General features: G+C 70.8%; 15 protein-coding genes and 2 riboswitches. Of the genes, 4 read left to right on the forward strand and 11 right to left on the reverse strand.

Translation table 11 applies throughout. From position 1 onward, the window contains the following. Positions 1-59 precede the first annotated feature (59 nt). The 8 genes from ACZ7M7_RS34515 to ACZ7M7_RS34550 all read right to left on the reverse strand — a co-directional run bounded on the left by ACZ7M7_RS34515 (position 60) and on the right by ACZ7M7_RS34550 (position 9161). Positions 60-1331, reverse strand: coding sequence for an ABC transporter ATP-binding protein (locus ACZ7M7_RS34515; RefSeq protein WP_472123819.1), 1272 nt, complete (start codon positions 1329-1331; stop codon positions 60-62). Further along, complete coding sequence (locus ACZ7M7_RS34520; protein WP_383607518.1) at positions 1328-2425, reverse strand: ABC transporter ATP-binding protein; 1098 nt, start codon at positions 2423-2425, stop codon at positions 1328-1330. The genes ACZ7M7_RS34515 and ACZ7M7_RS34520 overlap by 4 nt, the downstream gene beginning before the upstream one ends. Then, positions 2422-3429 carry an ABC transporter permease gene (locus ACZ7M7_RS34525; protein WP_328879062.1) on the reverse strand — a complete coding sequence of 336 codons (1008 nt, stop codon included), beginning with the start codon at positions 3427-3429 and terminating at the stop codon, positions 2422-2424. The genes ACZ7M7_RS34520 and ACZ7M7_RS34525 overlap by 4 nt, the downstream gene beginning before the upstream one ends. A 66-nt stretch (positions 3430-3495) precedes the next feature. Continuing rightward, positions 3496-5247, reverse strand: a complete 1752-nt coding sequence (locus tag ACZ7M7_RS34530; protein WP_451177351.1) for an ABC transporter substrate-binding protein — start codon at positions 5245-5247, stop codon at positions 3496-3498. A gap of 56 nt (positions 5248-5303) precedes the next feature. Beyond that, positions 5304-6302 (reverse strand): ABC transporter permease, encoded by a 999-nt coding sequence (locus tag ACZ7M7_RS34535; RefSeq protein ID WP_383607520.1) that lies wholly within the window; start codon positions 6300-6302, stop codon positions 5304-5306. Positions 6303-6664: 362 nt separating this feature from the next. Beyond that, on the reverse strand, positions 6665-7423 hold the full coding sequence (locus ACZ7M7_RS34540; protein WP_383607564.1) for an enhanced serine sensitivity protein SseB C-terminal domain-containing protein: 759 nt from the start codon (positions 7421-7423) through the stop codon (positions 6665-6667). Positions 7424-7612: 189 nt separating this feature from the next. Next, positions 7613-8404, reverse strand: coding sequence for an enhanced serine sensitivity protein SseB (locus tag ACZ7M7_RS34545; protein WP_383607521.1), 792 nt, complete (start codon positions 8402-8404; stop codon positions 7613-7615). Between the two features lie 82 nt (positions 8405-8486). Continuing rightward, on the reverse strand, positions 8487-9161 hold the full coding sequence (locus ACZ7M7_RS34550; protein WP_383607522.1) for an AAA family ATPase: 675 nt from the start codon (positions 9159-9161) through the stop codon (positions 8487-8489). Between the two features lie 168 nt (positions 9162-9329). Then, positions 9330-9428: riboswitch (glycine riboswitch) on the forward strand. Beyond that, a riboswitch (glycine riboswitch) is annotated at positions 9429-9556 on the forward strand. It begins immediately after the preceding riboswitch. 38 nt (positions 9557-9594) lie between these two features. On the opposite strand from ACZ7M7_RS34550, the gene gcvT reads away from it, so the two are divergent. The 4 genes from gcvT (at position 9595) to ACZ7M7_RS34570 (ending at position 13958) form a co-directional block, all read left to right on the forward strand. After that, positions 9595-10716 (forward strand): glycine cleavage system aminomethyltransferase GcvT, encoded by a 1122-nt coding sequence (gene gcvT, locus ACZ7M7_RS34555; protein WP_451177342.1) that lies wholly within the window; start codon positions 9595-9597, stop codon positions 10714-10716. A 121-nt stretch (positions 10717-10837) separates the two neighbouring features. Further along, positions 10838-11215 (forward strand): glycine cleavage system protein GcvH, encoded by a 378-nt coding sequence (gene gcvH / locus ACZ7M7_RS34560; protein WP_328423188.1) that lies wholly within the window; start codon positions 10838-10840, stop codon positions 11213-11215. Positions 11216-11231: 16 nt separating this feature from the next. Beyond that, positions 11232-12506 (forward strand): serine hydroxymethyltransferase, encoded by a 1275-nt coding sequence (gene glyA, locus ACZ7M7_RS34565; RefSeq protein WP_383607524.1) that lies wholly within the window; start codon positions 11232-11234, stop codon positions 12504-12506. Positions 12507-12590: 84 nt separating this feature from the next. Continuing rightward, positions 12591-13958 carry an L-serine ammonia-lyase gene (locus ACZ7M7_RS34570; RefSeq protein ID WP_383607525.1) on the forward strand — a complete coding sequence of 456 codons (1368 nt, stop codon included), beginning with the start codon at positions 12591-12593 and terminating at the stop codon, positions 13956-13958. 18 nt (positions 13959-13976) lie between these two features. Here ACZ7M7_RS34570 and ACZ7M7_RS34575 read toward each other — a convergent pair whose 3' ends face one another. The 3 genes from ACZ7M7_RS34575 to ACZ7M7_RS34585 all read right to left on the reverse strand — a co-directional run bounded on the left by ACZ7M7_RS34575 (position 13977) and on the right by ACZ7M7_RS34585 (position 20846). After that, positions 13977-15893, reverse strand: coding sequence for a hypothetical protein (locus ACZ7M7_RS34575; protein WP_472123825.1), 1917 nt, complete (start codon positions 15891-15893; stop codon positions 13977-13979). Further along, entirely contained in the window at positions 15890-18040 is a 2151-nt protein-coding gene (locus ACZ7M7_RS34580) for a serine/threonine-protein kinase (RefSeq protein WP_472123828.1), read from the reverse strand. The genes ACZ7M7_RS34575 and ACZ7M7_RS34580 overlap by 4 nt, the downstream gene beginning before the upstream one ends. Positions 18041-18110: 70 nt before the next feature. Beyond that, positions 18111-20846, reverse strand: coding sequence for a hypothetical protein (locus ACZ7M7_RS34585; RefSeq protein WP_472123877.1), 2736 nt, complete (start codon positions 20844-20846; stop codon positions 18111-18113).

The raw sequence follows: 20846 nt of genomic DNA on the forward strand, positions 1-20846 counted from the left end.
ACATTCTCGCTCAGCACAAGGCCCCCGCCTTGCAAAGGAAGGCGGGGGCCCGGGCTGGGTTACTTCTTTTCGTCCGGAGTTTCCGCGGAGGACTCCGCGGGAGCCTCAGCCTCGGGGGCCTCCTCGGACGCGTCGTCCGCCGGGGTCTCCTCGGAAGCCTCAGCCCCAGCCGCAGCCGGCACCCGCGCCTCCTTGGAAACCGGGGCGTCGGCGGTCTGCTCCGTCGGCACCAGCTCCGCGGCCTCCTTGGCCACGGTCAGCAGCACCGTGTCCTGCGGCTGCTGGTCCTCGAAGTTCTCCGGGTGGTGGCAGGCCACCCGCTGGCCGGGCCTCAGCTCCAGCAGCGGCGGCTCCGTCGTCCGGCAGACCTCCGTCGCCTTCCAGCACCGCGTGTGGAAGCGGCAGCCGCTCGGCGGGGAGATCGGCGAGGGCACGTCGCCGCGCAGCAGGATGCGCTCGCTCTTGGCGCCCCGGCGCTTGGGGTCCGGCACCGGCACGGCCGACATCAGGGCCTTGGTGTACGGGTGCATCGGCGCCTCGTACAGCGAGGTGCGGTCGGCCAGCTCGACGATCTTGCCGAGGTACATCACCGCGATCCGGTCCGAGACGTGCCGGACGACGGACAGGTCGTGGGCGATGATCACGTACGTGAGGCCGAGCTCCTCCTGGAGGTCGTCCATCAGGTTCACGACCTGGGCCTGGATCGACACGTCCAGCGCGGACACCGGCTCGTCCGCCACGACCAGCTTCGGCTTCAGGGCGAGCGCCCGGGCGATGCCGATGCGCTGGCGCTGACCGCCGGAGAACTCGTGCGGGTAGCGGTTGTAGTGCTCGGGGCTCAGACCCACCAGCTCCAGGAGCCGCTGGACCTCCTTCTTCACCCCGCCCTCGGGCTCGACGCCCTGGAGCCGGAACGGCGCCGAGACGATACCGCCGATGGTGTGCCGGGGGTTCAGGGAGCCGTACGGGTCCTGGAAGATCATCTGGATGTCCCGCCGCAGCGGACGCATCCCGGCCGTGCTCAGCCGCGTGATGTCCTGGCCCTCGAAGTGGATCGAGCCGCCCGTCGGGTCCTGGAGCCGCGTGATGACCCGGCCCATGGTCGACTTGCCGCAGCCGGACTCGCCGACCACACCGAGGGTCTCGCCCTTGCGCACCTCGAAGTCGATGCCGTCGACCGCCTTGACCGCGCCGACCTGACGCTGAAGGACGCCCTTACGGATCGGGAAGTGCTTCTGCAGGCCCTCGACCTTGAGCAGCACCTCACGCTCCGCCAAAGGAGCCGACGCCTGTGCCGGGACGGTCACGTCCGTTTTCTTCGTCTCACTCACAGCTTCGGCGCAATCTCTTCGGTCCAGATCCGCGTACGGTCCTCCGCCGAGAGGTGGCACGCGGAGAAGTGTCCACTGCCGACCGGCTGGAGATCCGGGCGCACGGTACGGGTGACATCGCCCTTGGGGATGTCCGCGTACGGGCAGCGGGGATGGAAGGCGCAGCCCGAGGGGACGTTGATGAGGCTCGGCGGCTGGCCCTTGACGGGGATGAGCCGTTCGGAGGTCTCGCGGTCGATGCGCGGCATCGAGCCGAGCAGGCCCCAGGTGTACGGGTGTTGCGGCCGCTCGAAGACGTCGTCGACGCTGCCGCGCTCCACACACCGGCCGCCGTACATCACGAGGACGTCGTCGGCGATCTCGGCGACCACGCCGAGATCGTGGGTGATGAGGACGACCGCGGAGCCGAACTCCTTCTGCAGGTCCCGGATGAGGTCGAGGATCTGCGCCTGGACGGTCACGTCGAGGGCGGTCGTCGGCTCGTCCGCGATGAGCAGTTCGGGGTTGTTGACCAGCGCCATGGCGATCATCGCGCGCTGGCGCATACCGCCGGAGAACTCGTGCGGGTAGCTGTCGACGCGCTTGCCGGGCTCGGGGATGCCGACCCGGTCGAGCATCTCGACGGCCCGCTTGCGCGCGGTCTTCTTGTTGACGTCGTGGTGGACCCGGTACGCCTCCACGATCTGGTTGCCGATCGTGTAGTACGGGTGCATCGCGGACAGCGGGTCCTGGAAGATCATCGCCATCTCGCGGCCGCGCAGCCGGCGCACCTCGTCCGGGTCGGCGGAGATGAGCTCCTTGCCGCCGAGCCAGATCTCGCCGGACATCCGGACGTTCTTGCCGCGTGCCCCGAGCCGGTGCAGGCCCATGATCGCCAGCGAGGTGACGGACTTGCCGGAGCCCGACTCACCCACGATGCAGAGGGTCTTGCCCTTCTCCACCTGGAAGTTGAGCCCGTCGACGGACTTGACCAGTCCGTCGTCGGTGGGGAAGTGCACCTTGAGGTCTCGGACCGAGAGGAAGGCGTCGGAACCGTTCGAGGGTGAGCTCGTCGGCTCGCCCACGGCGGCACCGGTCTTGGAGAGTTCGGTCACGAGAGCCTCACGCGCGGGTCGGCGGCGGCGTAGAGCAGGTCCACCAGGAGATTTGCGATCACGACGAAGAAGGCGGCCAGCAGGGTGACGCCGAGGATCGGGGGCAGGTCGTTGTCGGTGATGCCCTGAACCGCGTACTGGCCGATGCCGGGCAGCGAGAACACGGTCTCGGTGATCACGGCGCCGCCGAGCAGCAGGCCCAGGTCCATACCGAAAACGGTGATGATCGGGGTCAGCGCGGCCCGCAGCCCGTGCCGGGCCACGACCTTGCGCTCACGCAGGCCCTTGGCACGGGCCGTGCGGATGAAGTCCTCGTTCATCGTCTCCAGCATCCCCGAGCGGGTGAGCCGCGCGTAGATGGCGGAGTACAACAGGGCGAGCGAGCACCAGGCGGGGAAGAGCGTGTTGGCCCATTGCGCCGGATTCTCGGTGAACGGTACGTAGGTGCGGCCGAAGATCGGCCACTGGAAGGTGAAGAGCAGCAGCGCCAGGTTGCCCGTGAAGAACATGGGCAGCGAGACACCGGCGAGCGCGACGCCCATGAACGTGCGGTCGAAGAAGCTGCGGGGCTTGAGCGCGGAGATCACGCCGATCAGCACACCGGACACCAGCCACAGCACGGCGGCGCCGCCGGCCAGCGAGATGGTCACCGGAAGGCGCGAGGTGAGCTGCGGCCACACCTCGACGTGGTTCTTGAAGGAGTAGCCGAAGCACGGCGCGTTGCACTGCGTCGTGGTGGGGCCCAGGTCATAGGTGGCGCCGGCCACGATCCCCTTGATGAAGTGCCAGTACTGGACGTACAGGGGCTGGTCCAGACCGAGGTTCTGCTTGACCGCGGCGATGTCGGCCTTCGTCGGGCTCTTTCCGATGTACTGCTGCGCGAGCTGGTCGGCGGTCTGGCCGGCCATCCGTGGCAGCAGGAAGAAGATCGCGAAGGTGACCGCGGTGACGACCAGCAGCAGGATCACTGCCGCGAGCGTCCGACGGAGGATGTACGAGATCACGGGGACCGGCGCTGGTGCCCGCGGGCTGAGCCCGCGGGCACCAAAGCCTTCACCTGCCTTCCGGGGCTACTTCTTGGTCGTGCCGATGTTGAGGTAGTCGTACTGACCGCTGAAGGCCGCCGTGGACACCAGGTTGGTGAAGTTGGCGGGGCGGTACAGCAGGACCTTGAAGTAGGTCAGCGGGACGAGGACAGCCTGGTCCATTGCACGCTTGTCGATCTCGGCGTACATGCTGTTGCGCTGGGCCTCGTCCTCGGTGGCGATGGCCTTCTCCAGCATCTCGTTGATCTGCTTGTCATCGATGTACGAGAGGTTGGTGTTGCCCGAGGCGCCGATCGCGTCACCGTGCAGGATCTGCTGCAGGAAGCCGTAGCCGCCCGGCCAGTCGGCACCCCACTGCATCATGTGCAGACCGATGTTCTGCTTCTTGTCGAACGCCGGCACACCCGCGTAGTCGGTGAAGTACTTGCCCGACGGGTACTGCTTCAGGCTGGCGTTGATGCCGACCTTCTTCAGCGAGGCGATGATCGCGGTGGCCGCGTCGATCTCCTGCGGGCGGTCGCTGCGCGCCGAGATGTTGGTGGTGATGGTCGACTTGCCGCAGGCCTTCAGCTGGTCCTTGGCCTTGGCCGCGTCGCCCTTGTTGCCGTCGGTCGCGTAGACGTCCGCCTTCTTGTAGCCCGGGATGTCCGGCGGCAGGACGGTGGTGGCGATGTCACCGCGGATCGGGCCGCCCTCGGCGGTCTGCACGGAGACCTTGTCGATGGCGTACTGGACGGCCTTGCGGCACTCGACCTTGTCGAACGGCGCGACCTGGGTGTTGATCGCCATGTAGACCAGACGGCCACCGTAGGTGTTGTCGGTGTTGGCCTTCAGGTCGGCGCTGTTGACGACCTTCGCCTGCGTCGCGGCCTGGACACCGGTACCACCGAGGTCGATCGCGTCACCGGACTGGACGTCCTGGTCGATCGTCTCGGCGTTGACCTTGAGCTTGACGACGATCTTGTCCGGGTACTGCTTGCGCAGCGGGTCCGTCTTCGGGTCCCAGTTCTTGTTGCGGACGAGGACGGCCTGCTTGCCCTCCTCGTAGCTCTCGAACTGGTACGAGCCCGAGGACACGATGCTCTTGACGTAGTCGATGCCCTTGTCCTTGGCCTGGGGCACCGGTGCCGTCTGCGGCGTCGCCACCAGGTAGTCGAACTCCTGGAAGGCACGGTTGAGCTTGAAGACGACCGTGGTGTCGTCCGGCGTCTCGATGGACTTCAGACCCTCGGCGCTCTTGTCCTTGTACGGACCCTTGTACTTGTCGCCGCCATCGAGGAACTGCTGGAAGTAGTTCGGGCCGAGGGAGAGCACGTCACGCGCGAAGTTGGAGCGCGCGACGGCGTACTTGACGTCCTTCGAGGTGATCGGCGTGCCGTCCTGGTACTTCAGGCCCGAACGCAGCTTGTACGTCCACGTCTTGCCGCCGTCGCTCGGCACGCCCGCGCTCTCGGCGAGGTCCGGGACCAGCTTGTTGCCCTCCTCACCCGGACCGGGCGCGAAGGTCATCAGCGGGCGGGCGTACAGCCGGCTGAGGTTGTACATGTACGCGTAGTACGTGTTGCCGGGGTCGAAGGAGTCCGGGACGTCCGAGTACTCGTACGTGACCGTCCCACCCTTCTGGGTGGAGGCGTTGACGACACCCTTGGTCGCTGCGTTGGCCCCAGCCGACTTGTTTCCGTTGTTGTCCGAGTTGTCATCGGCCTTGCTGCAAGCCGAAAGCAGCAAGCTCGCACTGCCGATGGCCGCTACCGCGGCCAGCGCTGACCTTCGCATGATGGTCTGCTTCCCCTCCATTGTAGGAATTTTGGGACTCTCGCTGCGGCCGCAGATCAGCGGCTGCGCGGGTCGAGAGCGTCACGGAGACCGTCGCCGAGCAGGTTGAATGCCAGGACGGTCACGAAGATGGCGAGACCGGGCACGATCATGAACTGCGGGTCGACCTGGTAGTAGTCGACCGCCTGGTTGATCATGCCGCCCCACGAAGCCTGCGGGGGCTGGATGCCGACCCCGAGGAAGCTCAGGGACGCCTCGAAGAGGATGTTGGTCGGGATGAGCAGCGTCGAGTAGACGATGATCGGACCCACGAGGTTGGGCAGCAGCTCCCGGAAGAGGATGTACGGCCCCTTGGCCCCCATCCCCCGCGAGGCGTCGACGAACTCCCGCTCGCGCAGGGCCAGTGTCTGGCCCCGGACAATGCGGCCCAGATAGGGCCAGTTGAAGAAGCCGATGACGAAGATCAGCACACCGATGTGCAGCGGCAGGCCTTCCAGGCCGAAGGCACCGCCCTGCAGGGTGGCGGAGATGGCGATCGCGAACAGCAGCAGAGGGAACGCCAGGAAGGTGTCCATCAGACGGCTGATGATCGTGTCGACGCGTCCGCCGTAGTAGCCGGCCACGACGCCGAGGACGGCGCCGATCGTGTTGGACAGGATCGTGGCGCCGAAGGCGACGACCAGCGAGACCCAGGAGCCTTCCAGGATGCGGGTGGCGATGTCCCGGCCGAACTTCGGCTCCACACCGAGCGGGTGCTCCCAGCTCATACCGCCGAAGTCACCCTTGGGCAGCGACGTGTTGGGGTCGATCAGATCCTGGTTCAGCGCGTTGGGGTCCAGGCCGAACATCGCCTGGATGGGGCGGGAGAGGATCGCGAGCAGGATCAGCAGGATCACGATGACCCCGCCGGCCACAGCCACCTTGTCCTTCTTGAACCGGGACCAGGCGATCTGTCCGAGGGAACGCCCCTCGATCTGGCTCTTCTCGACGCCGGAGAGAACGGCCTCGGGCTGCGCTCCGGCCTCCGCTCCGGTTGTCTCGATCGGTGCGGTCACAGTGAGATTGACCCCTCTCGGCCGGCGGTTGCCGACCCCCCTGGCTGCCGCTGTAGCGGTTGCTTCCACTCGTACACAGGACCGACCGGCCCGTGTCTTGCCGGGAGTCTTCAATGCTTTGGCGATCTGTTGCCAGAGCTGGCGGGGAAAGGATGCGCAACCGTGATGCTGTCTGAGGGGTTCCGTTATCCGAACAGTGGGTATCGGCCGCCGGACGGGGGCCAGTTGGGGCGTAAGAGGGCGGACCGGGACCTTCCGATCGCATCTACGCGCGGAGATCGACCTGGGAAACCGCAGTCCAAGACCCTTTGCACCTACGACAGTCGGGTTGCCGACCGATCAGCAGGTTAGCCGACCAATGATCAGTAACGGCCCTGTGCCGGTGGGTAGCCGTAGCCGGCCGCCGGTGCCTGCGCGGGGGCGGCGACGTGTGCCTCGCGGTCGTAGAACGGGCGGGCGCTCGCTCTCATCCACATGGCGACCGGGTCGTCCTCGTCGGACATCGCCACGGTCGAGACCGGCAGCCCGTCCGGGACCGCGCCGATCGACTGCGACATCATCGAGCGCACCGAGTCGACCGCGGGCGGGCTGGTGTCGTACACGTCGAGCCCGATGGCGAGATACGGCGCACCGAGCGCCGGCTGCACCCAGGCGCGGCGCAGCGAGCGGACCGCCGGGGTGCGGTGGGCGTTCTGCGCGAGGAGGGCGTAGAACTGCGGGATCTCGATGCCGGGTTCCGACAGGCGCAGCGGGCCGGCGGGCTGGCGGTCCAGGCCGGTGGCGATGCGGCGCAGGTCGAGCCACGGGATGCCGACGCCGCCGCCGGGGGCGTGCGGGTTGAGCCAGAGGCCGTAGTGGTCCGGGTAGAGGGTGCGGGCCACGTCGACTCCGTCGACGACTTCGTAGCTGCGGTTCCAGCCGCTGGCGGACAGCTCCTGGGCGGAGGTGACGCACGGGGCGTAGCCGTAGCCCTCGACGTCCATGTTTCCGTACTGGGCGTCCGGGGAGCCGCCCTGGCCGTGCCACAGCAGCATCCAGACCTGGCCGGAGGACGGGGTCGCGAGCGCGCGCAGGAGGGCCTCGTAGGCGTCGTAGCGCCCGGGCGTCACCTGGCGCAGCATGTGCTCGACGCTGCCGCTGAGGCTCGCGCTCACCTGTAGTACCGCCCCTTCTAAGAGTTGCCCCGCATTGGGTGACAGCTTAGGCGCCCAGTACCTCGGGCCTTGTTCTGCCTGCGCGAGTGCGGGTGCGTGGTGGCTGGTCGCGCAGTTCCCCGCGCCCCTTTCAGGGGCGCTGCGCCCTGGGAACGTTCAATGGCCCCGCTGGTAGAAGGGGCGCACCTGCCGGCGCATCCAGGCGATCACCGGGTCCTCGGCCACGTCCAGCAGGACCAGGTTGACCGGCCACGGGACCGGGGTGCGGCCGAGGGCTCGGGCCAGCGCGTCCATGGGGGCGGCGCGCAAGTCGCCCTCCCAGAGGGAGAGTTCCACACCGATGAACATCACCGGGGTGGCCGTCTCGATCGACGCGAGGCAGCGGCGGGCCGTCGTGACCACGCCGGTCTCGGCGAACTCGGCGGCCGCCACCGCGAGGAAGTCGATCGGGTCGTCCTGCCAGTCGGGCTCGTAGAGCTTGACGCGGCCCCCGGACGTGAGGCCGTCCAGCGGGGTGCGGCCCACGCGGCACAGCTCGGCCACCGCCGCCGGGGGCAGCGGGACGCCGACCACGCCGTCGGGATTGACGGCGATGCCGACCTGCGGCGGCAGACCGCGGGCGAACTCCACCGCGGGGGCGATGGTGAACGACATGTGGGAGCCGACCACCTGGCGGAACTGTTCCTCGGAGCTGAAGACCGGCACGTACGCCTGGCCCTCGATCTCCACCGTGGGCAGGTCCAGCGGACCGGTGTCCCGGCCGCCGCCGCCGGGCAGGGGCACCCAGACGAAGCTGCGGCCCAGCACCTCGATGATCCGGCCGCCGGCCGAGGGGAGGCCGAGGGAGGCCGAGAGCACCTCCTCCAGTTCGTTGCCTGGCCACCCGCCGTGGGAGTGGAGGTGTGCCCCTGCCGGGAAGTCCGCGGGGAGTTCCGCCGGGATGTCCATCTACTTCTCAACCGCCTGCTGTGAACCGCTGCTGTGGCTCAAAAGGCTAGCGGGTGACCGCCTCGTACAGGTCCTCGGCCGGTCAGCCCGTGAACCCGATCCGGCGCAGTACGCCCGCCGCATCCCGGTCGATCAGCACCGCCGAGCCGCATCCCGGCGGCAGGTGGCCCTTCTCCACGGAGCGCAGCAGGTGGGCCGCGGCCCTGCGGTGGCGCAGGAAGGCGTACCGCGAGACGCCCCGGCCGCGCTCGCGCTGGCCCTCCAGGGCCGTGTCCGGGTCGACGTCGAGCAGCAGCAGGTGCAGGGTGCCGCCGCGGCGGCGGGCCTCGCGGGCCAGCCAGCCGCGCACCCAGGCCTGCGTGCCGCAGTCGTGCACGACGACGCCCTCGCCGGAGCGCACGGCGCGGCGCAGGCCGGCGTAGTGCGCGAGGCGGACCAGGGGGCGGTAGAAGGCGTAGGGCAGGAAGCCGGGCATGCGGGCGTCCCAGCGGTCCCGGGTGTCCTGGGAGTCGATGCGGGCGCCCGTCACCGTCCGCCGCATCAGCGTGGACTTGCCGCTGCCGGGCAGCCCCGTGATCACGACGAGGTCCTCGGGGGCGAAGAGCAGTGCGTGCGGGCTGTGGCCGGAGCGCTCGCGGAGGTCACGGACCACCGGTGCGACGCGCGTGCCCGGGGCCTCGACGGCCGGGGCCGCGGGCTGCTTGGGCAGCGCGACGCCCGACGTCGTGGCGTACGCCGTGGTGCGCTTCACCGTCATCGTCCTCCTCCGGTTCAGGATTCCCCATCCCCACTGAGCGTAAAGAGAAGGTAATGGATGATCTCCCGCATTTTCGTTCACTTACTGCCACAACCCCGTTACAGACGTGGCCTGCCGAAGACGGGCCGGGCGTGCAATGATGTCCGCGCCAACTGCATACCGGCCGTTCGAATCCGCGCGGGAGAGTTCCCAGCAGTTCATCGCTGGGGCGCCGAAGGAGCAAGTCCCTCCCTTGAATCTCTCAGGCCCCGTTACCGCGCGGGCGAGGCACATCTGAAAAGCGAGTCCCCCTCTTCGCCGAGAAGAGGCGTGGGCTCCACCCAAGGTGCAAGCCGTGACCCGGCCCTCAGCCGGTCATGGCGAACCTCTCAGGTTCCGATGACAGATGGGGAGGAACGACCTCGCCCGTCATGCCTTGGGAGAAGACCGTCCGATGAGCAGTACAGAAGAACTCCGTCACACCGCGCTCGATGCCCTGCATCGCACGCTCGGTGCGACGATGACCGACTTCGCCGGCTGGGACATGCCCCTGCGCTACGGCTCCGAGCGCGACGAGCACAACGCCGTGCGCACCAAGGCCGGCCTCTTCGACCTCTCCCACATGGGCGAGATCACCGTCACCGGCCCCGCCGCGGCGGCCTTCCTGAACCACGCCCTGGTCGGCAACATCGCCTCCGTCGGCGTGGGCCGCGCCCGCTACACCATGATCTGCCGGGCCGACGGCGGCATCCTGGACGACCTGATCGTCTACCGGCTCGCCGAGACCGAGTACATGGTCGTCGCCAACGCCTCCAACGCCCAGGTCGTGCTGGACGCGCTGACCGAGCGGGTCACCGGCTTCGACGCCGAGGTCCGTGACGACCGGGACGCGTACGCCCTGCTCGCCGTGCAGGGTCCGGAGTCCTCCGGCATCCTCAAGTCGCTCACGGACGCCGACCTGGACGGCCTGAAGTACTACGCCGGTCTGCCCGGCACCGTCGCCGGTGTCCCCGCCCTCATCGCCCGCACCGGCTACACCGGCGAGGACGGCTTCGAGCTGTTCGTGAAGCCGGAGCACGCCGTCGAGGTGTGGCAGGCGCTGACCAAGGCGGGCGAGGGCGTCGGCCTGATCCCGTGCGGTCTGTCCTGCCGGGACACCCTGCGGCTGGAGGCGGGCATGCCGCTGTACGGCCACGAGCTGTCGACCTCCCTCACGCCCTTCGACGCCGGGCTCGGCCGGGTGGTGAAGTTCGAGAAGGAGGGCGACTTCGTCGGGCGCGAGGCGCTCACCGAGGCCGCCGACCGTGCCTCGCAGAACCCGCCGCGCGTCCTGGTCGGCCTGATCGCCGAGGGGCGTCGCGTCCCGCGCGCCGGGTACCCGGTCGTCGCCGGCGGCGAGGTGATCGGCGAGGTCACCTCCGGTGCGCCCTCCCCCACGCTGGGCAAGCCCATCGCGATGGCGTACGTCGACGCCGCGCACTCGGCGCCGGGCACGGCCGGGGTCGGCGTGGACATCCGCGGCAGCCACGAGCCGTACGAGGTCGTGGCGCTGCCCTTCTACAAGCGGCAGAAGTAACTCCAGAAGTAGAGACTGGCAGCGGCCCCTGCGTGAGCCTGCGCACATTTGTGCTGCTCACGCACGTTTCCAGCAGTCCCCCCTTCCTCACCACTCCCGCGCGTACAGGAGAATTCAGGCCATGAGCAACCCCCAGCAGCTGCGCTACAGCAAGGAGCACGAGTGGCTGTCGACCGCCGAGGACGGCGTCTCGACGGTCGGCATCACCGAGTTCGCGGCCAACGCGCTCGGCGATGTCGTCTACGCCCAGCTCCCCGAGGTCGGCTCGACCGTGACCGCGGGTGACACCTGCGGCGAGCTGGAGTCGACCAAGTCCGTGTCGGACCTGTACTCCCCGGTCACCGGTGAGATCACCGAGATCAACGAGGACGTGGTGAACGACCCGGCGCTCGTGAACTCGGCCCCCTTCGAGGGCGGCTGGCTGTTCAAGGTACGCATCACGGAGGAGCCGGCCGACCTGCTCTCCGCCGACGAGTACGTCGCCCACACCGCCGGCTGAGGAGTTACACCCCCTTATGTCTGACAAGTCGCTTCTGAACACGCCCCTGCACGAGCTCGACCCGGCGATCGCCGCCGCGCTCGACGCCGAGCTGGAGCGCCAGCAGTCCACCCTGGAGATGATCGCCTCCGAGAACTTCGCGCCGGTCGCGGTCATGGAGGCACAGGGCTCGGTCGCCACGAACAAGTACGCCGAGGGCTACCCGGGCCGCCGCTACTACGGCGGCTGCGAGCACGTCGACGTCGCCGAGCAGATCGCCATCGACCGGGTCAAGGAGCTGTTCGGCGCCGAGTACGCCAACGTCCAGCCCCACTCGGGCGCCTCCGCCAACCAGGCCGCCCTGTTCGCGCTGGCCCAGCCCGGCGACACCATCCTGGGCCTGGACCTGGCCCACGGCGGCCACCTCACGCACGGGATGCGGCTGAACTTCTCGGGCAAGCAGTTCAAGGTGGTCCCGTACCACGTGGACACCGAGACCGGCCTGGTCGACATGGCCGAGGTCGAGCGGCTCGCCAAGGAGCACCGCCCGAAGGTGATCATCGCCGGCTGGTCGGCGTACCCGCGGAAGCTGGACTTCGCCGAGTTCCGCCGGATCGCCGACGAGGTCGAGGCGTACCTGTGGGTCGACATGGCGCACTTCGCCGGTCTGGTCGCGGCGGGCCTGCACCCGAACCCGGTCGAGCACGCGGACGTGGTCACCTCCACGACGCACAAGACGCTGGGCGGCCCGCGCGGCGGCATCATCCTGGCGAAGAAGGACTTCGCGAAGAAGCTGAACTCGTCCGTCTTCCCGGGCTTCCAGGGTGGTCCCCTGGAGCACGTGATCGCGGCCAAGGCGGTCTCCTTCAAGGTCGCCGCGAGCGAGGACTTCAAGGAGCGCCAGCGCCGTACGGTCGAGGGTGCGCGGATCCTCGCCGACCGTCTGACCGCCGCCGACGCCCGCGAGGCCGGTGTGAACGTGCTGTCCGGCGGCACCGACGTGCACCTGATCCTCGTGGATCTGCGCGAGTCGGAGCTGGACGGCCAGCAGGCCGAGGACCGCCTCCACGAGGTCGGCATCACGGTCAACCGCAACGCCGTCCCGAACGACCCGCGCCCGCCGATGGTGACCTCGGGTCTGCGGATCGGTACGCCGGCGCTGGCGACCCGCGGTTTCACGGCCGAGGACTTCGCCGAGGTCGCGGACGTGATCGCCGCGGCGCTGAAGCCGTCCTACGACGCGGACGCGCTGAAGGCCCGGGTCAAGGCGCTCGCGGACAAGCACCCGCTGTACCCCGGTCTCAACAAGTAGTTCCTTTTTGTGGGGTGTCCCGCACACTCGTAGGTGAGCGGGACACCCCACCCCCCTGTTCCACCCCGTATTGAGGAGTCCCCCGTGGCCATCTCGGTCTTCGACCTGTTCTCGATCGGCATCGGCCCGTCCAGCTCCCACACGGTCGGCCCGATGCGCGCGGCACGCATGTTCGCCCGCCGTCTGCGCAACGAGGGTCTGGTGGACTCCGTCGCGTCCGTACGGTCCGAGCTGTACGGCTCCCTGGGCGCGACCGGCCACGGACACGGCACCCCGAAGGCGGTGCTGCTCGGCCTGGAGGACGCCTCGCCGCGCACGGTGGACGTGGAGAGCGCCGACGAGCGGGTGGAGGCGATCAAGAGTGAGGGCCGGCTGCGGCTGCTCGGTGAGCGCGACATCCCGTTCTCCTTCGACAAGGACCTGGTCCTGCACCGCCGTAAGACGCTGCCGTACCACGCGAACGGCATGACGCTGTGGGCGTACGACGCGTCCGGCGGGGAGCTGCTCTCCAAGACGTACTACTCGGTGGGCGGCGGCTTCGTCGTCGACGAGGAGGCGGTCGGCGCGGACCGCATCAAGCTGGACGACACGGTCCTGAAGTACCCCTTCCGCACGGGCGACGAGCTGCTGCGCCTGACGCAGGAGACGGGTCTGTCGATCTCCGCGCTGATGCTGGAGAACGAGCGGGCCTGGCGCACGGAGGAGGAGATCCGCACGGGCCTGCTGGAGATCTGGCAGGTGATGCGGGAATGCGTCTCGCGGGGGATGTCGCGGGAGGGCATCCTGCCGGGCGGCCTGAAGGTGCGCCGCCGGGCCGCGAACACGGCCCGCAAGCTGCGCTCCGAGGGCGACCCGAAGGCGCTCGCCATGGAGTGGATCACGCTCTACGCGATGGCCGTGAACGAGGAGAACGCGGCGGGCGGCCGGGTCGTGACCGCCCCGACGAACGGCGCCGCCGGCATCATCCCGGCGGTCCTGCACTACTACATCAACTTCGTGCCCGGCGCGGACGAGGAAGGCGTGGTCCGCTTTCTGCTGGCCGCCGGCGCGATCGGCATGCTCTTCAAGGAGAACGCGTCCATCTCCGGCGCCGAGGTCGGCTGCCAGGGCGAGGTCGGCTCGGCCTGCTCGATGGCGGCGGGCGCGCTGGCGGAGGTGCTCGGCGGCTCCCCGGAGCAGGTCGAGAACGCCGCCGAGATCGGCATGGAGCACAACCTCGGCCTGACCTGCGACCCGGTCGGCGGCCTCGTCCAGATCCCGTGCATCGAGCGCAACGGCATGGCCGCCGTGAAGGCCGTCACGGCGGCACGGATGGCCATGCGCGGCGACGGCTCGCACAAGGTGTCCCTGGACAAGGTCATCAAGACCATGAAGGACACGGGCGCCGACATGTCCGTCAAGTACAAGGAGACGGCCCGGGGCGGGCTGGCGGTCAACATCATCGAGTGCTGATCCCGCGCTGAGCGAGAGCTAGACGAAGAGCATCAGGGCGATCCCCAGTAGTACGGCGATCACGACGAGGCTGCTGCCGATGAAGCAGCCAGGGTTGTTCATCAGGTCGGAGATCCGTGCCGCGACGGTCAGCGGCGCCGGCGTGAAGGCGGACGGCTGCGCGGGTGCCGGGGGCGCCAGCGGCACCGTCGTGGGGCGGGGCAGGGCGGGTGCGGGTGGCGGCCCCTCGCTGCGGCTCATGGCGTCGCGCAGGAGCTGCCTCCACAGCACCGGCGGCAGGTCGGGGATCTTGCCGTTCGCCGGTTCGATGATGCTCTGCCGGAGCCAGTTGCCCGTGGTGGGGTGGGGGTCCCGGCTCATGCGGTACAGCAGTTCCTGCAGATCTCGCAGATAGCGTTCGTCGCGGGCCAGCGGGGCGACGGCCCAGGTGAAGAGGTCGGCCGAGAGGTCGGTCATGGCCTTCCTCGACGGGTGTTCCCCGTTCGCCGTCTGCGGGGTGAAGTACAGGTTCTTGCGCAGCACCTCGGCGCACAGCTCGTGGCGCACCTCCAGGTGCCGCAACTCGACACGGTCCGGCCTGCCCAGCTCGTTCAGCAGCAGTTCCACCGAGTCCCGCGGCAGCTCGCCGGAACGCAGCTCGCCGAGAAGCACCTCGTCGGACCGCGTGCGCAGGTCCGCCATCAGGATGCTGCGCCGGCTCCCGTCCCCGCGCCGGTAGTCGCGCAGGTCCCGGCGCAGGGCAGGGGGTGCTGACGGTGGAGGCGGCGCGACTGCCGGGCTCGCATACGGTTTTCCGTACGGCTCCGGTGGGGGCTCGGTGTACGTCTCCGGGCGTGGCTGCGCGTACGGCTCGGCGTAGGTCTCCGCGTGGTGCTCGGCGACAGGGTGGGGGTAAGGCGCTGTCCGCGGCTCCGGGGCGACGGTGGCCCGGGCGGCGGCCGGTGTCGGGGGCCTCTCAGGGGCCGGATCCCGATCCCGCGCTCGCCCGGCTTCCCGATCCCGCTCCTGCTCCCGTTCCCGCTCCTCCCCCAGGATTCTCCAGAGCCGGTCACGGCGTCGCTCCCAGTCCAGGGCCGCGCCGTCGGGGAGTTCCTCAACGAGCTGCGGTACGCCGGGGGCCGCCTCCCGGTGCGCGAGGAGGTGGTCGACCAGCCGGTGTGCCGCCTTGTGTTCGAAGCGTGGTTTGCCGTGCGGGCGGCCCATGACCCTGGCGAGCGGGCCGGAGCCGCCCGGATCCGGCTCCCAGCGCGGAACGGCCATCAGCCGCAGGGCGTGGGTGTCGACGGAGTCGCAGGTGGCGAACGTCCACTCCTGCCCCAGCCAGCGCCCGAACAGCAGGAAGAGGCCGAGATACGCCAGCGGTACGGCGTCCCGGTCCGGCCAGTCGCGCGGGGTGTCCTCCTCCAGGAGCAGCGACACCCGCTGCGTGGGATCGCGCAGCAACTCCGCGGTGGTGAGGATCAGCGCGTGCGCGACCTTCGGCAGCCGCTCCAGCATTTCCGGCAGCCGCTTGTGCGCGAGGTCGTCGAGTCTCGCGGGGTCGATCTCGGGCAGCCGGCCCGACGCCTGCTCGGCCTTCTCCTGCATGCGCCAGCCGCGGTACGCCAGCCCCAGGCACTCCCGGACGCCGAGGGTGCCCCGGTCGCCGATGAGGACATGGCTGACCGTGCTGGGCCGGCCGCCCCGGTCGGTGGTGGGCCAGCGCTGCACGAGCAGCACGTCACCGTCGCGGGACACGGTGCGCACGACGCTGGGCCGTGCCGCCGCCGCGCCGGACACCCACAGCAACGGGCCCAGTTCCCGGCCGAGTTCCTCGGCGCGCCCGGGCTCGCACGAGTGCGCGACGGCGTTCATGCCGGTGCCCTGCCGGCCGTGGTTGCCGTCCCAGCGGAAGACGGCCTGGTGGACCGGGCCCCGGTCCTGGAAGTCGCTCACCGATGTTCTCCTCCCTCGGATCCCTCGGGCTCCTCGGGCCCTTCAGACCTCTCGAATCCTGCGGACGTCGCCTCGTGTCCCCCGGCTTCGTCCCACGGCACCGCCTCCAGCGCGGGCGCCTCGCCCACGGCCAACGCATCGGCGCCGCCCGGCACCTGGATCAGCCCGTGCATCGCCAGCAGCGCGACGAGCGGCTCCAGCACCCGCCGGGGGCCCGCGCCCGCCGGATAGCGGCCCTGATCCTCCTGGCCGCCGGTGGCGGACGCGATGTGCAGGGTGCAGCGGCGGAGCGCGTCGAAGGGACGCAGCCACGCCTGGCCGGCGTGCCGGCGCAGCAGCCCGTGGACGTCCCGGCTCTCCTCGCGCATCAGTGCCGGGTCGAGGGAGGCGGCCGGCGGGCGGGTCAGCCATCGGTCGACGGGCGGCTGGAACCTGAGCAGGTCGGCCTTGCCGAGCACCATCGCGGCCGGCACGTCCACGTACGGGCCGTTCTTGGGCAGCCGGTCCAGGACGGTGCCGAAGGCGAGGTCGCCGTCCCGGTTCACCTCGACTCCCCAGCGTTCCCTGGCATGGTCCAGCTGCGGCAGCGGCAGGGCCAGCGCCGGGTCGACGACGAAGACCAGGGCGTCGACGCCCAGCAGGAACCGCAGCGCCGCGTCGGTGCGTACGAGGTCCTCGCCGCCGAGGTCGAAGAAGGCGACCGGGCGCACCTGCCCGCGGGCGTCGGTGATCAGCAGGGACTCCACGAAGCGGGCGAAGTCGTCCAGACCGAGCGCGGCCGTGTGGTCCAGGACCTTGCCGTTGCGCAGCGGCTGCACCCGCTCCCGAACGAACCGGGCGTGCTGCTCCGGATTGACGGACTGCCACTTCAGGCCGTACGGCTCCAGTCCGCCGTCGGTGATGGCCGCGATCATCTGGGTCAGCAGATGGCTCTTGCCGGTGGAGGACTGGCCGACCATCGCGACGGTCAGCGGGCGGCCGTACGTCAGATAGGGCACCGGGATGAAGTGCTCGGGGAAGTCCGGGTCCGCCGTGCACTTCTGGACGGCGCCGCGCATGATGTCGGTCCGCCGCACGGGGTTGGTGATCCCTGCCAGGTCCAGCGGCTTGTACTGCATGCGGCTGTCGGTGACGAACAGTTTGGTGAGGTCGAGCTGGATGGTCTCCAGGCAGTACGGGCACAGCACTTCGCCGTCGCCGCGGGCCGCGCCGTCGCTCCGCCCGGCCGGTGCCTCGCGCTTGAGGCGCAGCGCCTCGTCGAAGGCCTCATGGTGCGGGCGCGTCTCATCGGGCGGCACTGCGAGCCGGACGCGGCGGGCGGCGCCCGGCTTCACCAGGTCGAGCACCTCGGCGGGCGTCGGCCGGTCGGCGGCCCGCGGCGCGAAGGCGTCCCGCAACGTCCGGTCGAGCCTGCGGTGTTCGGCGAGGTCGGGGGGTGTCCGGTCGGCCGGCCCGGGCCGGCCGGTCACCAGCTGGTAGAGCACCTGGGCCGCGCTCCACACCGCGTCCCGTGAGTCGGCGAGTCCCTCGCCCCTTCGCTGTTCCGGCGGGCAGAACGGTGTCCGGCCCCACGGGCGCCTGGGCCGGCCGGTCCGGGTCACCGACTCCAGCCCCCACAGCTGTACCTTTGCGCCGTCCCAGCGCACGGAGTTGGGTGAGATGTCGCGCGGTACCAGCCCCTGGCCCTCCAGCAGGCACAGGGCCAGCATCAGATCCCTGGTGAAGACGTCCTGGTCGGTCGCGGACATCACGTGGATCCGTGCCACCGGGGTTCCGCGCGGCGGGTCGTACAGCAGGAACGGCTCGGCCGTGTCCAGCTCGTAGCCGACGATCCTCGGGAACAGCGCCGCGAACTCCGTGTCGCCGAGCAGTTGTTGCAGGAGCAGGGCGGTGCCCGCCTCCGTGTCCAGCAGGGCGCGCGCCGCCGGGTTCGCCGCGTCCTTGGCGCTCAGGCGCACCTGCACGCACTGCTGTCCCTCGTCGTCGAGCCTCGCCTTGCGGATCAGCAGGGGCAGTGGCCGGTCGCGGCGGACCTCCCGGCCCACGCGGACCGGGGTGACCCGGCGCCGCCCCGAGGGCACGGTGAACGCGAGCTTGTCCGGAGGCGGGCCGCCCGGCCCCTGCGGGGGATACGGGATGCTGCTCACCGGCGGTCCTTTCGTTCGTACGTGAGCACCGGGGTGTGCGGGTGCACCCGGGCGGGGTGCGGGAGACGGGTCACCAGGGGTCGCCGTCCCCTCGGTCGCCGGCGTCCGGTCGGCCGTCCGTGTCGGGCCAGTCGTACGTCTCCGCCGTCCGGTCGGGGGAGTTGGTGCGCTCGCGGCGGTTCACCGGCCTGGCCCGGTCGTACCCGTTCGTCGTGCCGTACGTCTCCAGCGCGTCGTCCGTGTCCAGTGCCGCGTCGCCGTCGGGCTCGGCGCCGTGCCGGGGGCGGACGGTGTGCACCACGCCGATGCGCAGCGGGGTGAGCCGCACCAGGCCGGCGTAGCGTCCCGAGGACGTCCACAGGACCTCGTCCGGGTGGACCGAGCCGCTCGACCGCCAGGCCTTCTCGACCTCGTCGCGTACGGCCCTGGGGGCGAACCTGAGCCACACCGCGGCGGCCGGATCGCGGCTGAGCAGTGCGCCCTGTTCGGGCGAGGACAGCTGCACGACGGCCTGCCGGTCGGCCTCGGCGCCGACCAGGTCGGCCGGTCCGTGCGGGTCGGTGCCGAGGAGGCTGGCCGAGGTGGCGCGGACGCGGCGGGGCGCGGCGAACGGGGGCGGGGCCAGCACGCCGTTGAGCTGCAGGTGATGACGGGCCGTCGACAGCAGCGCGCGGACCCGTTCCTCGGTGCGCCGGACGGCGAGGGTGCCGGCCTGGCCGCGTTCGACGGCGCCCCAGTAGGGCTTCATCGCCTCCAGGGCGGCGTCCGTCAGATCGGCCGACAGGGTGGCGACCAGGTCGGGCCCGCCCTCCCCGCTCTCCCGGTCCAGCCAGCGCGGAACGCCCTTGGAGCGGTCCCGCGACGGGGCGGCACAACTCTGCTCCGGGCCCGTCTCGGGCCCCTTCTCCTGCGCGGGCTCCTCCCACGACGGACCGTCGTCCCAGGCGTACACGCTCGCCCAGTCGCTCTCACCGTCGTCGGACCCGGCGCCGGTGTCGTCCGGCCCGAGGTCCAGGTCGTCGGAGAGCCAGTCGTCGTCGGCAGGCGTGCGGGCGCCGGGCGCGTCGAAGCCGCCGGGCACCCCGGCCGCCGCGAGCCGCGCCGGCTCGGGCACCGCCTCGGCCTCCGCCGCTGCCGCCGTCGCCCGCAGCATGCCGGCGACGGAACGGGCGGCGTCGGCGCAGTACAGGCGCTCCTCGACGGCCCAGTGCTCCCGGACCGCCTCGGCCAGCAGGGCGTCGAGCCCGTCAAGGGCCCGGCGCAGTACGGCGGTCGTGTGGCCCGGCGCCCAGTCGGCGGCCGCCGCCCGCCAGAGCCGGCGTACCGTCTCCAGCGCGACGCCGAGGCCGAGCAGCAGCCCGATCGTGCCGAGCCAGACCGGGGGTTCGGTGGCGTACGAGACCCCGGCGCCGACAGCCGCGCCGCCGACCGCCGCGACCCTGGGGGCGACGGCCCAGCGGCCGGGTCGTCCCGCACCGCGCAGCCGGGCCGACCCGAGGATCGCCATACCGACGAACAGCAGCGGCACGACGACCGCCAGGGCGAGCAACGGCCCCGCCCACAGCGCACCGAGCAGGCCCGCCCAGGCCGCCGCCAGCGGTCCGGCCACCGGGAGGCGGGCTGCCGCGGCGTCCGTCGTCCCCGTCTGCCGGGCCACCGCCTCGGCGGAGTACGGGGCGAGCCTGGGCAGCAGCGCCGTACCCGGCAGTGGCTCGGCGCGCCCGGCCAGGCCGGTGAAGCGCTGCGCCACCGACCGCAGGGCGAGCCCCTGGGCGAGCAGTTTCTGGGCGAACTCCTTCAGTCCCTCGCCGATCCGCTCGCCCATGCCCTCGGCCGACGGCACCCGCAGTCCGAGGGCCGCGAGCCGGGTCGCCGACTCGGCGGCGGACGCTGCCGTGCCGCCGCCGCTGCGCAGGGCCGTGGCGACGAGATCCCGGTAGTTGTCGAGCGCGTGGCGTGCCTGGTCGACGTCCGCCTCGAAAGCCTCCCGGCGCGAGGCGCGCAGCAGCCCGGGCAGGGTCCGCAGCCCGGCCAGGGCGTCCTCGGCGTGGTCGAGGGCGTCCGCGCACGCGCGGTGGGCGTCGTCCGCCACTCCGCCGGGCTCCCGGTGTCCCAGGTCCTGGCCGCCCCGGCCCACCACCAGGCGGCGCAGCGGCTCCGGCAGATCGGCGCCGGAGGAGGCGGTCAGCAGGACGTCCGGGGCGAGTTCGGTGTCCTCGCCGGCGAACCGGGTGAGCGCGTCGCGCCAGGCCCGGTCGCGCACCTGGGGCGGCAGGTCCTGTTCCAGCAGCCGTACGCCGGGCGCGGCGACGGCGTCGGGCAGCGACTGGATGCCGTGCAGCACGCTGAGGTAGACGTCCGGGACCGACAGCACGTCGACCAGGACCGCCAGCGCGTCCGGGTCGTCGGCCGTGGGCTGCTCCAGCGCGGTGCGGGCGGAGCGCAGGTCGCCGGCCCACAGCAGCCCGCTGCCCGGCGCCCGCAGCACCGAGGGGCGCAGCAGCCGGCGGTCGGGCTGGAAGCCGCCTTCCTCGCCCGCGAACGAGCCCGGCGCGCTGCCGACCAGCAGCACCAGGAGCCTGACCTCGCCCACGGCCCGGTAGCCGGTGACGAGTTCGTACTGCGGCCGGTGATCGGTCAGCCCGGCCGGGGTGTCGACCACCAGGAACAGCGGATCGTCGGGTTCGGGCAGCCCGGCCCGGCCCAACTCCTGGGCGACCCTGGCCCGCAGCGCCGACGGGCTGTGCAGCGCGGCTGCCCCGGCCCGCAGGTCGAGATGGATGACGGCACCGAAGTCCTGCGGCAT

The sequence above is a fragment of the Streptomyces sp. NPDC111606 genome, from assembly GCF_055656945.1.

Bases quoted from the DNA above. Each gene is read 5' to 3' on its own strand.
- glyA (WP_383607524.1), top strand. From the start codon at position 11,232: ATGTCTGACAAGTCGCTTCTGAACACGCCCCTGCACGAGCTCGACCCG.
- ACZ7M7_RS34585 (WP_472123877.1), bottom strand. From the start codon at position 20,846: ATGCCGCAGGACTTCGGTGCCGTCATCCATCTCGACCTGCGGGCCGGG.
- ACZ7M7_RS34540 (WP_383607564.1), bottom strand. From the start codon at position 7,423: ATGCTGCGCCAGGTGACGCCCGGGCGCTACGACGCCTACGAGGCCCTC.
- ACZ7M7_RS34550 (WP_383607522.1), bottom strand. From the start codon at position 9,161: ATGACGGTGAAGCGCACCACGGCGTACGCCACGACGTCGGGCGTCGCG.
- gcvT (WP_451177342.1), top strand. From the start codon at position 9,595: ATGAGCAGTACAGAAGAACTCCGTCACACCGCGCTCGATGCCCTGCAT.
- ACZ7M7_RS34530 (WP_451177351.1), bottom strand. From the start codon at position 5,247: ATGCGAAGGTCAGCGCTGGCCGCGGTAGCGGCCATCGGCAGTGCGAGC.
- gcvH (WP_328423188.1), top strand. From the start codon at position 10,838: ATGAGCAACCCCCAGCAGCTGCGCTACAGCAAGGAGCACGAGTGGCTG.
- ACZ7M7_RS34545 (WP_383607521.1), bottom strand. From the start codon at position 8,404: ATGGACATCCCGGCGGAACTCCCCGCGGACTTCCCGGCAGGGGCACAC.